Consider the following 13,557-nt stretch of genomic DNA (forward strand, 5'->3'; position numbering starts at 1 on the left):
CTGCCTACTCTGCAGAAGTACCTCACATAACACATCATCTGCGGCCAGGCCGACGGGTGGGAGAGCGGACATGACAATTCAAATAAATACCAGGACGGCTGCGGTTGCAGAACGCAGGAAAATAAAAGCGTTACGCTGGTGGATGCTGGCGCTGTTTCTTCTTGGCGTGACGGTCAACTACGTCACGCGAAATTCTCTGGGTCTGCTGGCGGCTGAACTGAAAACCAGCCTGAACATGACCACTGAACAATATTCTTACATCGTCGCGGCGTTTCAGGCGGCATACACCATTTTCCAGCCTTTATGCGGTTGGCTGATTGACGTGATTGGCCTGAAGCTGGGCTTTCTGATTTGCGCCTCAATCTGGGCGGTCGTTTGCATGATGCACGCGGGGGCGGGCAGCTGGATCCAACTTGCCGTACTGCGCTTCTTTATGGGCAGCGCCGAAGCTGCCGCTACACCGGCAAACGCCAAAGCGATTTCTGACTGGTTTCCGCGTAAGGAGCGTCCGATTGCTGCGGGTTGGGCAGGCGTAGGCTTCTCGATTGGTGCCATGCTCGCGCCGCCGATTATTCTGGTCGCGCATGTGTCATTTGGCTGGCGCGGAGCGTTCCTGTTCTGCGGTGTGCTGTCGATGCTGTGGGTTCTGTTGTGGTGGAAGTTCTACCACTCACCGGAAACGCATCCGAACTTAAGTAAAGAGGAACTGGCGCTGATCCGTTCCGATAACGAACCACAACAGACGCGTCTGCCGTTTATCAAATCGCTGAAAATTGTTTGTAAAAACAAGAAATTCTACGGTATCGCCATTCCGGCATTTCTGGCCGAACCCGCATGGGCTGTATTCAGTTTCTGGGTGCCGCTGTATCTCGCCAACGAACGCGGGATGGACTTAAAACACATCGTGATGTTTGCCTGGCTGCCGTTCCTGGCCGCCGATCTGGGCAGTATTGCCAGCGGATATCTCACCACGCTGTACCGGAAAGTCTTTGGCTGCACACGCATCAACTCCATTGTCGCCAGTTCTGTTACCGGCGCATTCCTGATGCTCTCGCTGGCGTTGGTCGCCGTAACACAAAGCCCGTACGCCGCGATTGCCCTGATCTCCATCGGCGGATTCGGTCATCAGGTGATTTCCTGCATGTTAAGCGCGGTAGTGGTGGAGACATTCGATAAAAATCAGGTAGCGACGGTCAATGGTATGCGCGGTTCTTCCGCATGGATCGCCAGCTTCCTGTTTTCACTGTTGATCGGCGCAGTTGCCGACAAAATGGGTTTCAATCCGCTGTTTATCGCGATGGGTTTCTTTGATTTGATTGGCGCAGTCTTCCTGATTGCCCTGATCGCTGAACGCCGCAATCCGGCAAAAAGGGAGAGTGTATGAAGACGTTAAAACACTGGGAGTTTGCCGGGCAGCATGACGCAGGTGTGGATTTGCGCGTGGATGGCAAACATCTGTTTTCTCTGCGCGTGCTCGAACAAGGTTTAATTCGTGTGTTCATTCAGCGCAACGGCGAACTGGCGCTGGATCGTACCTGGAGCATCGCACCCCAAAATAGTATCGCGCCCCTGAACGATGTGCCCTGGGAAGGGCGTGACAGACTGAGCAACGAAGGTTTTTCCTTACCAGGCTATCAGCTGGAACAGTGCGACGATTGTCTGACACTGACCACTGACGCGCTGCGCGTTACGGTACATCAGCCTTTGTGGCTCGAGTGGGAATATAAAAATGAGGCCGGTGCCTGGCAACCGCTGGTGAAAGATCGCAAAACCGGCGCGTATATGCTCGGTGTTAAAAATGACGCATCGGCGCACTATCAGCTGCGTGAGGCGCAGGATGGCGTGTACGGACTGGGCGAAAAAGCCGGCGACCTCAACCGCAGCGGTCGTCGCTTCGAAATGCGTAATCTCGATGCGATGGGCTATAACGCCGCCAGCACCGATCCGCTGTACAAACATATTCCGTTTACCCTGACGCGCCGCAATGAAGTGAGTTTTGGCGTGTTCTACGACAATCTCAGCAACGTCTGGTTAGATCTCGGCAATGAACTGGATAATTACCATCTGCCATACCGCCGTTTCAGTGCTGAAGCGGGCGATCTGGATTACTACCTGTTCATCGGCCCGACGTCACTGGAAGTCACCAAAAAGCTGGTGCGCCTGACCGGCAAAACCACGTTTGGCCCAAAATGGAGCCTCGGTTACAGCGGCTCGACCATGTATTACACTGATGCGCCGGACGCCCAGCAGCAACTGATGAAATTCATCACGCTGTGTCAGCAACATGAAATTCCGTGCGATTCGTTCCAGCTTTCATCGGGTTACACGTCGATCGGCAACAAGCGTTATGTCTTTAACTGGAACTACGACAAAGTGCCGGAACCCGAAGTGATGTCGAAGGCGTTTCTTGACGCCGGTATTCGTCTCGCAGCTAACATCAAACCGTGTCTGTTGCAGGATCACCCGCAGTACGGGCAGGTGGCGGAACAGGGGTTGTTTATCCGCGACAGCGAAGACAACGTGCCGGAACGCTCTGTGTTCTGGGATGACGAAGGGTCGCATCTCGATTTCACCCATCCTTCTGCCATTCGCTGGTGGCAAAAAGGCGTGACACATCAGTTGCTGGAAAAAGGTATCGGCTCGACCTGGAACGACAATAACGAATACGAAGTCTGGGACAGCGATGCGCGTTGCCACGGTTTTGGCAAGTCTATCGCCATCAAACATATTCGTCCGGTGATGCCGTTGCTGATGATGCGCGCGTCTTTTGAAGCGCAGCAAAGTTTTGCACCGGAAACCCGTCCGTATCTGATTTCACGTTCCGGTTGTGCCGGGATGCAGCGTTACGTACAAACCTGGAGCGGCGATAACCGCACCAGCTGGCAGACACTGCGCTACAACACGCGCATGGGCATCGGTATGAGTTTGTCCGGTTTGTACAACGTCGGGCACGATGTCGGCGGTTTTTCAGGGGATAAGCCTGATGCCGAATTGTTCGTCCGCTGGGTACAAAACGGCGTGATGCATCCGCGTTTCACCATTCACTCCTGGAATGACGATCACACCGTGAATGAGCCATGGATGTATCCGCAGGTCACGCCGCTTATCCGCGACGCCATCCGTCTGCGATACCGCCTGCTGCCGTATTTCTACACCTTGTTATGGCAGGCTCATGCAGATGATGAACCCATGCTGCGCCCGACATTCCTCGATCACGAGCATGACAAAAACACCTTTGCGGAAACCGATGATTTCCTGATGGGGCGTGATTTGCTGGTAGCCAGCGTGGTGGATGAGGGACAACGTGAACGTGATGTTTACCTGCCGGATAACGGAATTGGCTGGTGTGATTTCTATACCGGTGAATGGTTTGCCGGTGGTCAGACAATCACATTGAAGGCGCCACTGGATCGCCTGCCGCTCCTGGTTCGCGCGGGCGCTGCACTGCCTCAATCCTGTCGTCTGGCGCATGTTGATGCCAGCAAAGATACGCTGCGTGAATTGCACGTATTTCCGGCGCCGGGTCAGGCGACCTCGTCAGGGATGTTGTTCGAGGATGACGGCGAAAGCCATCGCTGGGAACAGAATCATGCGCTGTGGCTGAACTGGGATATTGTGAGTGACGATCAGCGAATCAGTATCACGCTGACGCAGCGCGGCGATTTCAAACCTGCGTGGACTGCCCTGAACATCGTGCTTCCGCAAGGCGAGGCGCGTGAAGTTTGGGTGAATGGTGAACGGAAGGAAAGTTATAATCTGTAATTAATTCAATCGCTTCCCCCTGTGAAGGGGGAGGCCGGAAGGGGGTTTTAAATCCAACGCTTATTTAACCGCACGTTTCCGCGCTTTCTTCTCCACCACAATCGATTTCACTTCACTTTCAATCCAGCCATCGGCCAGACGTGTTTTAAGCGTATCGCCCGGCGCGGTCTGCGTGGTTTTCTTCAGCAATGCGCCTTGTGGCGTAGTCGTCACGCTATAGCCGCGGGCGAGGGTCGCCAGCGGACTGACGCTTTCAAGCTGTGTACAGGCGGTACCAAAACGCTGACGGCTTTCAGTAAGCTGTGATGACATCGCCTGTTGCAGGCGATACTGAAGCTGCTGCACCCTTTGCTGGGCGCGGTGAATACGCGGCTGCGGCTGCTGTTGGGTCAGGCGCTGCTGTAAACGGTCGGTGCGGCGCAGCATCTGACGCAACTGGTTTTGCATAGCTTCATCAAGACGACGGCGCAGTTTGAACAGTGTGGTTTGCTGGCGCGCCAGACGTAAATGTGGATGCTGCTGTTGCAGCCGGTGATTCAGGCGCGTGAAGCGCTGCGCAAGTTGCGCGAGATAATAATCCATCGCCATTTCAAGGCGCTGTTGTTGCGACTGGATCTGGCGCAATAATTCCAGCTGATTGCGGCTGATCAGTTCGGCAGCAGCAGACGGCGTCGGTGCACGCAAATCCGCGACAAAATCAGCAATGGTCACATCGGTTTCGTGGCCGACAGCGCTGACCACAGGAATACGGCTGGCGAAAATCGCCCGCGCCACGCGTTCGTCATTAAAACTCCACAAATCTTCCAGCGAGCCGCCACCGCGTCCGACAATCAGCACATCCACTTCTTCGCGGGCGTTAGCCAGCTGAATGGCGCGGACAATCTGCCCTGGCGCATCCACGCCCTGAACGGAGGTCGGATAGATAATGACGGGTAAAGACGGGTCGCGACGCTTTAAGACATTCAGGACGTCATGCAGCGCGGCACCGCTGGCAGAGGTGATCACACCCACGCATTTAGCAGGCGAGGGCAGGGGCTGTTTAAACTGCGCATCAAACAGACCTTCGGCGGCCAGTTGCTGTTTAAGCAAATCGAATTTCTGCTGCAGAAGACCGTCGCCCGCTTCCTGCATACTTTCGGCAATCAGCTGATAATCGCCGCGCGGTTCATACAAGGTAATGGTCGCGCGGACCAGAACCTGCTGGCCGTTTTGCGGGCGGAACGTCGTGCGGCGGTTGGAATTGCGGAACATCGCGCATTTGACCTGAGCGCGGTCATCTTTGAGCGTAAAATACCAGTGGCCGGAAGACGGCTGAGAGAAGTTTGAAATCTCACCGGAGAGCCAGACCTGACCCATTTCGTTTTCCAGCAACTGTCGGACCGTCTGATTCAGGCGGCTTACGGTAAAAATAGGAGGCGAAGAAGGTAGTGACATGTGATCCAGATCAAATTCAAAAACAGAGACTTAATCGAACGATACTACATGCCCGCAAAAGGTAATCAAGAAGTTTTTGAAATAGTTCTGGTCGAAATGCCTACTCACCTGTATACTCCCGCTGCAATATTTTATCTTTTCCGCATCCACCTTGGTGAGATATTGCCCATGCTACGTATCGCAAAAGAAGCACTAACGTTCGACGACGTTCTCCTTGTTCCAGCCCATTCCACAGTTCTGCCCAATACTGCCGACCTCGGTACTCAACTGACCGCTAAAATCCGTCTGAATATCCCTATGCTGTCCGCAGCCATGGATACCGTGACTGAAGCGAATCTGGCGATTGCTCTGGCGCAGGAAGGCGGCCTCGGATTCATTCACAAGAACATGTCTATTGAGCGTCAGGCGGAAGAAGTCCGTCGCGTGAAGAAGCATGAAAGCGGCGTTGTTGCTGACCCTAAAACCGTCACACCATCGACCACTTTGCGTCAGGTTAAAGAACTCACCGAAATTAACGGTTTTGCCGGTTATCCGGTCGTGACCGAAGAAAACGAACTGGTCGGTATTATTACCGGTCGTGACGTTCGCTTCGTGACCGATCTGGAACAGCCTGTGACTGCGGTCATGACGCCGAAAGAGCGTCTGGTCACTGTTAAAGAAGGCGAAGCCCGCGAAGTCGTGCTGCAAAAAATGCACGAAAAACGTGTAGAGAAAGCGCTGGTCGTTGACGCGCAATTCCATCTGCTCGGTATGATCACCGTAAAAGACTTCCAGAAAGCCGAACGTAAACCGAATGCCTGTAAAGATGAGCAGGGCAGCCTGCGCGTCGGTGCAGCGGTAGGTGCAGGTGCAGGCAATGAAGAACGTATCGATGCGCTGGTTGCTGCCGGTGTTGACGTTCTGCTGATCGACTCCTCTCACGGCCACTCCGAAGGCGTTCTGGAACGTATCCGTGCCACCCGCGCTAAATACCCGGATCTGCAAATCATTGGCGGTAATGTTGCGACTGGCGCAGGTGCTCTGGCACTGGCGAAAGCAGGCGTGAGCGCAGTGAAAGTCGGTATCGGTCCTGGCTCCATCTGTACCACCCGTATCGTTACCGGCGTTGGTGTTCCACAAATCACCGCTGTTTCTGATGCGGTGGAAGCGCTGGAAGGCACCGGTATTCCGGTTATCGCTGACGGCGGTATCCGCTTCTCCGGCGACATCGCAAAGGCTATCGCTGCCGGCGCAAGCTGCGTGATGGTTGGCGGGATGCTGGCTGGTACAGAAGAATCTCCGGGTGAAATCGAGCTGTATCAGGGCCGTTCGTACAAATCCTACCGCGGCATGGGCTCTTTGGGCGCGATGTCCAAAGGCTCTTCTGACCGTTACTTCCAGACTGATAACGCCGCTGACAAACTGGTACCGGAAGGTATCGAAGGTCGCGTCGCGTATAAAGGCCGTCTGAAAGAAATCATCCACCAGCAAATGGGCGGTCTGCGCTCCTGTATGGGGCTGACCGGTTGTGCTACCATCGACGACCTGCGCACCAAGGCTGAGTTTGTCCGCATCAGCGGTGCAGGGATCCAGGAAAGCCACGTACATGACGTGACGATTACCAAAGAGTCACCGAACTACCGCATGGGATCCTGATCCTAAAGACAGCGAGCTAAAGGCTCGCTGTCTGCTTTTAAGATTGTTAGAAAATTTAACCTGTTGTTTTAACGCTTTTATTGCTTTCTGGAAAACGCCCCCTCATGAGCGAAAATATTCACAAGCACCGTATCCTGATCCTCGATTTCGGCTCCCAGTACACCCAACTTGTTGCACGCCGCGTGCGTGAACTGGGTGTCTATTGCGAACTCTGGGCCTGGGACGTAACCGAAGCCCAAATCCGCGAATTCAATCCAAACGGGATCATCCTGTCCGGCGGCCCGGAAAGTACCACCGAGCATGACAGCCCGCGCGCCCCTGATTACGTCTTCGAAGCCGGTGTGCCGGTTCTGGGCGTCTGCTACGGCATGCAAACCATGGCGATGCAGTTAGGCGGCCATGTTGAAGGCTCAAACGAGCGCGAATTTGGTTATGCGCAGGTTGAAGTTCAGACTGAAAGCGCGCTGATCCGCGATATTCAGGATGCCCTGAGCGAGAACAACAAACCGCTGCTCGACGTCTGGATGAGCCACGGCGATAAAGTGACGGCTATCCCGTCTGATTTCGTGACCGTTGCCAGCACTGAGACTTGCCCGTTTGCCATTATGGCCAACGAAGAAAAACGCTTCTACGGTGTGCAGTTCCACCCGGAAGTGACGCACACCCGTCAGGGCCTGCGTATGCTCGAACGTTTCGTGATGGATATCTGCGAGTGCGAAGCTCTGTGGACACCCGCGAAAATCATCGAAGACGCCGTTGAACGCCTGCGTGTGCAGATTGGCGACGACCACGTGATCCTTGGCCTGTCCGGTGGCGTAGATTCCTCCGTGACCGCGATGCTGCTGCATCGTGCCATCGGTGAGCGTCTGACCTGCGTTTTCGTCGATAACGGCCTGCTGCGTCTGAATGAAGCGGATCAGGTTCTGGAAATGTTCGGTGACCGTTTCGGCCTGAACATCGTTCACGTCGCTGCCGAAGATCGTTTCCTGTCTGCGCTGGCGGGTGTTGATGAACCTGAAGCCAAACGTAAAATCATCGGTCGCGTCTTCGTTGAAGTATTCGACGAAGAAGCCTGCAAGCAGGATGAAGTGAAATGGCTGGCGCAGGGCACCATCTACCCTGACGTGATTGAATCTGCCGCTTCTGCTACCGGCAAAGCGCACGTGATCAAATCGCACCATAACGTGGGCGGTCTGCCTAAAGAAATGAAACTGGGTCTGGTTGAGCCGCTGAAAGAGCTATTCAAGGACGAAGTGCGTAAAATCGGTCTGGAACTCGGTCTGCCATACGACATGCTTTACCGTCACCCGTTCCCTGGACCTGGTTTAGGCGTTCGCGTGCTGGGCGAAGTGAAGAAAGAGTATTGCGACCTGTTGCGTCGTGCCGATGCGATTTTCATCGAAGAACTGCATAAAGCTGATTTGTACAACAAAGTCAGCCAGGCCTTCACCGTCTTCCTGCCCGTCCGCTCCGTTGGCGTGATGGGCGATGGCCGTAAATATGACTGGGTGGTTTCCCTGCGCGCAGTAGAGACTATCGACTTCATGACCGCGCACTGGGCGCACCTGCCGTACGATTTCCTCGGCCGCTGCTCCAACCGCATCATCAACGAAGTTAACGGCATTTCCCGCGTGGTGTATGACATCTCCGGTAAGCCGCCGGCAACGATTGAGTGGGAATAAGTTTTAGCGAAAGCTGAACCTGACCCCATAAAAACGCCAGTGTGATCGCAAGATCCACTGGCGTTTTTTATGCCTGAAAATCACTCAGAGTATTATTTCAGATGCGCGGCAAACCCTTTTCTCTCTGGCGTAATGTCCGCTTTTAGCGTCAGTGCCGGAATATCATAATCACCGCCATTTTGCTGACGGAATGGAACAGGCGATGTACTGTCCAGTGTATTCAGCCTTTCCGCCAGTTCGTGGCGCATGTGCGCATAACGGGTTTCATCCGTGCGGTCGGTGCGATAAAACACCAGCGGCGGAAGGACGGTGAACCCCGGATAGTGCAGGATGCCGTGGTTGATCGGGAACAGCAAATCATCGATCGGGCCATTGATACCCCGCGCACTGTAATGCGGTTCCCAGCCGCCGGTTGTGACCATCAGCATGGCGCGTTTACCGGCCATGTTGCCTTCTCCGTAACGGTCCCCCCAGTGTTTATCGGAATGCTCGCCGACGCCGTAAGCAAAACCATAGGCGTAAACGCGTTCCACCCAGCCTTTCATGATCGCAGGCATAGAGAACCACCACAGCGGGAACTGGAAAATCACGGTGTCTGCCCACTGTAACTTTTCCTGCTCGGCGGCGATGTCAGGGCTTTGCGTACCATTCTTGTAGGCGCGTTGAGAATCCTGCGATGGCTTGAAAGGTCCCGGCGCAGGCGCGGTATTGTCTCCGGCATCCAGCGCGGCTTTCCACTGCATGGCATACAAATCTGAAACCTGCACATTGTGCCCGGCAGCCTGTAAATGACTGACAGCAAAATCCTTCAGGGAACCGTTTAACGATTGTGATTCGGGGTGGGCATACACGATCAAAATATTCATGACGACATCTCCGGTGAGTGATGAACGCAGAGTAGGCCGCTCTGGGGTATAGTTAAAATGAATTGATCATATAACAGGTATAGTGATGAGTAATTTCGGGCGTTTGGATCTGAATTTATTACTGACGCTGGATGTCCTGCTTGCAGAGCAAAACGTCACACGTGCTGCGCAGCGTCGTCATCTTTCACAGCCATCGGTCAGTGTGCAACTGGCGAAACTGCGTGAATTTTTCGACGATCCGCTGCTGCTGCCGGGTCCGCGGGGAATGCGTCCGACTGCACGTGCCGATGAATTACGTGAACCGCTACGACAGGCACTGGCTGCTCTCGAAAATGCTGTCGCGACGGGTGAAACCTTTGACCCGTCGACAGCGAAGAATACCTGGAAACTGGGCGCCGCGGATTACGGCGAATCCACCATTGTATTACCCGCATTGCAGGCGCTGCGTGTGGCCGCGCCTTCCGCGCGACTGGCTATTTTTGAAACGTCGCCTGCGCGCATTATCCGTAAAATGGAACAGGGTACGCTGGACCTGGCATTCCACACCGGTGAGGCGGTCATGAACAGCCTGCACAGCAGATTGTTGTTTGCCGAGCGATATGTTCTGGTGAGCAGAAAACAGCATCCGCAGGTGAAAGGCGAGATATCCCTTTCAGATTTTTGCACACTGGAACATGTGATCGTTTCACCCGATGGGGGTGGTTTCTCTGGCAATACCGATATCGCGCTGGCGGCGATGGGTTTATCCCGCCGCGTCGTAATGTCGGTGCCGCATTTCCTGTTTGTCGTTCAGGTGCTGATCACGACAGATCTGGTGTCGATGCTGCCGGAACGTCTGGTACGTGGAAATTCTGCTTTGCACATGACGGAACCGCCGCTGGATGTGCCGGGTTTTGAGATGTACATGGTGTGGCACGAGCGCGCGCATCGTGACCCTTCACACCAGTGGCTGCGCGAGTTTATTGTGGATTCGGTATGAAAAAAGGCAGCCATCTGGCTGCCTTTTTTGTGATGCTGTGACGAGAATTATTCGTTAAACAACTTGGTATCGTTTGCCAGACTATCGACCACGACTTTCAAATCGTTCGCGGTAACTTTTTGTGTATCGTTAGAAACTTGTTTGCCGAAGCCTTTACGGACAACTTTGATCACCGGTTTACCGGTTGCTGAGTCAATCAGCTCACCTTCAAAGTAAACTTCGGTATCACGGGTACGGTGGCCGGTCGCCGTTTCAGTACCGGCAATGACCAGGGCAACCGGGATCACTTCATAGAATTGCAGACCTTCAGCAGAAGTATCCACACCGGTGATTGCACCTTTAAAGATTAAGGTACGCGGCCCCGCGTGATCGGTCAGCGGCAAACGCTCCGCGAGCGCAGGTTTCATACGGCTGTTAGCGTAATCGAGTACACCCTGAAGCGTCTCTTTACTGATTTGTTCAGTTGGCTGAGGTTCAGGATAGAACTTAATAGGTTCGTATTTAATGTAGGAATAATTTTCTTTCTTGAAAGAAGGATCTATCCAACGAAGTACAGGGGTACCCGATGCGGTTTTAACTTCCTTCAGCCCGGAATAATCTCCTAAAAAACCGGAGAATTTTTCAGTCTTAGTAATGTGGCTGGTGCAACCGGCTAAAAACAGTGCGCCAGCGACTGCAGCAACCTGCATCAGTTTTGTTCTTTTCATTCGTACCCTCGGAAATTTTAAGGAAGACAAAGTATGTATAGCACCGCTGTGGAATTTAACCTCTTAACTACAAAGAAAAATTGATATCCGTCAGGATCGCGAAAATACTGTTGCGTGAGGTAATCATTTCGTCCCCATTTATTTTTTTGATGAATGAAACAGATAGTATTCGCCCTTTGGGCTTTCCCCCGTAGAGATGATGTTCCAGCCTTTTGACAGATAAAAAGCGACCGATTTTTTACTCTTTACTAAACATTTCAGCGAGCCCCGACGGGTAAACGTCTCTTCCGCAGCCTGAAGCAATGCCGAACCTGCGCCGGTTCCCTGATATTTGGGATCGACAAACAGGTTATGCAGGAAATCCTCCTGAGTGAAAATCGAGACAAATCCCAGCAAATGTCCGTCACGTTCTGCAACCAGTATCTTTTCGCCAATCACTGCGCGATCGAAATCCTCCAGCTGAAAATCGTCTTCCAGCCACGTCCAGGTGTGCTTCCGGGAGGCCAGAAAAAGCGTGCGTAAAAACGGACGATCTGCTTCCTCATAGGGCCGGATATTGAGGGGTAATGACAAAAATTAAGCCTCCTTTAAAACGATGGGATGATTGCTGTCACGAGCGCGCAATCTACGACTGATACTGCCAGCGGCTTTGGGTAAGTTCAATTTGGTTTTTCCACAGGGCAACTGCAAGGAGTATTACAAGCTTACCAATTCATGATTGATCTTCTGCCCCTCGCCGCCAATAATGCTCCCTTGACTCGGGGTGCCCGCTGCAGAGCAGGGCTGAGATTTTACCCGTATTACCTGATCTGGATTATGCCAGCGTAGGGAAGTCAGGTATCTCTCCTGATACCGCCTTCTTTAGCGCCGGTAGGGAGTCTTATGAATATCCGACCTACCTTGTTGCCCGGCTCTTTAGCTGCCACTTCTCTGAAACAACTCCGCCTTTCTGCGCCGCTGGTCCACTGCCTGACCAACGATGTGGTGCAATCTTTTACCGCCAATGTTCTGCTGGCGCTGGGTGCGTCCCCGGCGATGGTGGTTGATCCCACCGAAGCCGCGCAGTTCAGTGCCATTGCTGATGCCTTACTGGTGAATGTCGGAACGCTGACCCGACCTCACGCCGATGCGATGCTGGCGGCTGTTCACGCGGCAGATCTGGCCGGAAAGCCGTGGGTACTGGATCCGGTCGCTGTCGGTGGCCTGAGCTGGCGAACCGAATTTTGTCTTGAACTCATCAAACGAAAACCCGCCGCCATCCGTGGTAATGCGTCCGAAATTCTTGCACTCAGTGGACTCAGCGCCTCCGGTCGCGGCGTTGACAGCGGCGACGACTCCCTGTCAGCTTTACCTGCCGCACAACAGCTGGCACGTAAAACCGGCGCGATTGTCGCTGTCACGGGTGAAACGGATTATGTCACTGACGGCGAACGCAGCCGGTCCGTAGCAGGCGGACATCCGATGATGACCCGCATTGTCGGCACCGGATGCGCCCTGTCAGCCGTGGTGGCGGCCTTTGTGGCTTTACCGGGCGACCGGCTGGATAACGTTGCTGCTGCCTGCCGCGTGATGTCATGTGCCGGTGAGCGTGCCTGTGCAGCCACAAACGGACCGGGCAGTTTCACGCCTCAGTTCCTCGATAATCTGTATTTGATAGATGAGCAGTGGCTGAACGGGGAGGAGAGGCAATGAAACGGATTAATGCACTGACGATTGCCGGCACGGATCCGAGCGGCGGAGCGGGGATCCAGGCAGATTTGAAAGCCTTCTCGGCGCTGGGTGCGTACGGTACCAGCGTGATCACCGCGCTGGTGGCGCAGAATACCCGCGGCGTGCAGTCGGTTTATAACATTGAGCCGGAGTTTGTTTCAGCGCAGCTGGATTCCGTCCTGAGCGACGTTCGTATCGACAGTACGAAAATCGGCATGCTGGCAAACAGTCAGATTGTGGAAGTGGTTGCGGAGCGGCTCAGACATTATCAGCCGCCGTTTGTGGTGCTGGATACCGTGATGCTGGCGAAGAGTGGCGATCCGCTGTTACTGCCGGAAGCCGTGGATGCCGTGCGCCGTTTGCTGATCCCACAGGTGTCCATTATTACGCCAAACCTGCCTGAAGCCGCCGCGTTGCTGGAGTGTGCGACAGCCACCAGTGAAACCGAAATGCGTGAGCAGGGAGAAGCCTTGCTGGCGATGGGATGTGGCGCGGTGTTGATGAAAGGCGGGCATCTGAGTGATGAGGAAAGCCCTGACTGGCTGTTTATGGCCGGTTCACGCGAGCGGTTTACCGCGCCGCGTGTCGACACCCGTCACACTCATGGCACGGGATGTACCTTATCAGCGGCACTGGCAGCATTGCGACCGCGACATAACAACTGGGCCGATACCGTACGCGAAGCCAAAGAATATTTGCAACAGGCACTGATGCAGGCCGATTCCCTGGAAGTCGGCCACGGCATCGGGCCGGTACACCATTTCCACGGCTGGTGGTAACAG

11 protein-coding genes and 1 riboswitch are annotated in these 13,557 nt (G+C 54.2%); of the genes, 7 read left to right on the plus strand and 4 right to left on the minus strand.

The window, feature by feature from the left end; all coding sequences use genetic code 11:
* Positions 1-70: 70 nt before the first annotated feature.
* A complete protein-coding gene (locus tag J1778_RS18300) occupies positions 71-1,384 on the plus strand; it encodes an MFS transporter (protein WP_217174373.1) in 1,314 nt (437 codons plus the stop codon).
* Positions 1,381-3,762 carry a glycoside hydrolase family 31 protein gene (locus J1778_RS18305; RefSeq protein ID WP_217174374.1) on the plus strand — a complete coding sequence of 794 codons (2,382 nt, stop codon included), beginning with the start codon at positions 1,381-1,383 and terminating at the stop codon, positions 3,760-3,762. The genes J1778_RS18300 and J1778_RS18305 overlap by 4 nt, the downstream gene beginning before the upstream one ends.
* A 60-nt stretch (positions 3,763-3,822) precedes the next feature.
* Here J1778_RS18305 and xseA read toward each other — a convergent pair whose 3' ends face one another.
* Positions 3,823-5,196, minus strand: a complete 1,374-nt coding sequence (gene xseA, locus J1778_RS18310) for an exodeoxyribonuclease VII large subunit (protein WP_217174375.1) — start codon at positions 5,194-5,196, stop codon at positions 3,823-3,825.
* 168 nt (positions 5,197-5,364) lie between these two features.
* Here xseA and guaB point away from each other — a divergent pair, with 168 nt between their 5' ends.
* Both guaB and guaA read left to right on the plus strand, forming a co-directional pair.
* Positions 5,365-6,831 (plus strand): IMP dehydrogenase, encoded by a 1,467-nt coding sequence (gene guaB / locus J1778_RS18315; RefSeq protein WP_015689478.1) that lies wholly within the window; start codon positions 5,365-5,367, stop codon positions 6,829-6,831.
* Positions 6,832-6,935: 104 nt separating this feature from the next.
* Positions 6,936-8,513, plus strand: a complete 1,578-nt coding sequence (gene guaA, locus J1778_RS18320; RefSeq protein ID WP_217174376.1) for a glutamine-hydrolyzing GMP synthase — start codon at positions 6,936-6,938, stop codon at positions 8,511-8,513.
* A gap of 92 nt (positions 8,514-8,605) precedes the next feature.
* On the opposite strand, the gene J1778_RS18325 is transcribed toward guaA, so the two are convergent.
* Positions 8,606-9,379 (minus strand): NAD(P)H-dependent oxidoreductase, encoded by a 774-nt coding sequence (locus J1778_RS18325; protein ID WP_217174377.1) that lies wholly within the window; start codon positions 9,377-9,379, stop codon positions 8,606-8,608.
* Between the two features lie 85 nt (positions 9,380-9,464).
* Here J1778_RS18325 and J1778_RS18330 point away from each other — a divergent pair, with 85 nt between their 5' ends.
* On the plus strand, positions 9,465-10,358 hold the full coding sequence (locus J1778_RS18330) for a LysR family transcriptional regulator (protein WP_217174378.1): 894 nt from the start codon (positions 9,465-9,467) through the stop codon (positions 10,356-10,358).
* 47 nt (positions 10,359-10,405) lie between these two features.
* Here J1778_RS18330 and J1778_RS18335 read toward each other — a convergent pair whose 3' ends face one another.
* Together J1778_RS18335 and J1778_RS18340 are read right to left on the minus strand one after the other, a co-directional pair.
* Positions 10,406-11,065: a DUF3313 domain-containing protein gene (locus J1778_RS18335; RefSeq protein WP_217174379.1), complete on the minus strand. Its 660-nt coding sequence runs from the start codon at positions 11,063-11,065 to the stop codon at positions 10,406-10,408.
* Positions 11,066-11,203: 138 nt separating this feature from the next.
* Entirely contained in the window at positions 11,204-11,638 is a 435-nt protein-coding gene (locus J1778_RS18340; RefSeq protein WP_217174380.1) for a GNAT family N-acetyltransferase, read from the minus strand.
* A 176-nt stretch (positions 11,639-11,814) separates the two neighbouring features.
* Positions 11,815-11,913: riboswitch (TPP riboswitch) on the plus strand.
* A 34-nt stretch (positions 11,914-11,947) separates the two neighbouring features.
* On the opposite strand from J1778_RS18340, the gene thiM reads away from it, so the two are divergent.
* Both thiM and thiD read left to right on the plus strand, forming a co-directional pair.
* Positions 11,948-12,757 carry a hydroxyethylthiazole kinase gene (gene thiM, locus J1778_RS18345; protein WP_217174381.1) on the plus strand — a complete coding sequence of 270 codons (810 nt, stop codon included), beginning with the start codon at positions 11,948-11,950 and terminating at the stop codon, positions 12,755-12,757.
* A complete protein-coding gene (gene thiD / locus J1778_RS18350) occupies positions 12,754-13,554 on the plus strand; it encodes a bifunctional hydroxymethylpyrimidine kinase/phosphomethylpyrimidine kinase (protein WP_217174382.1) in 801 nt (266 codons plus the stop codon). Before thiM ends, thiD begins: the two co-directional genes overlap by 4 nt.
* The last annotated feature ends 3 nt before the right edge of the window (positions 13,555-13,557 follow it).

This window comes from Rahnella bonaserana, assembly GCF_019049675.1.
Classification (GTDB): Bacteria; Pseudomonadota; Gammaproteobacteria; order Enterobacterales; family Enterobacteriaceae; genus Rahnella; species Rahnella bonaserana.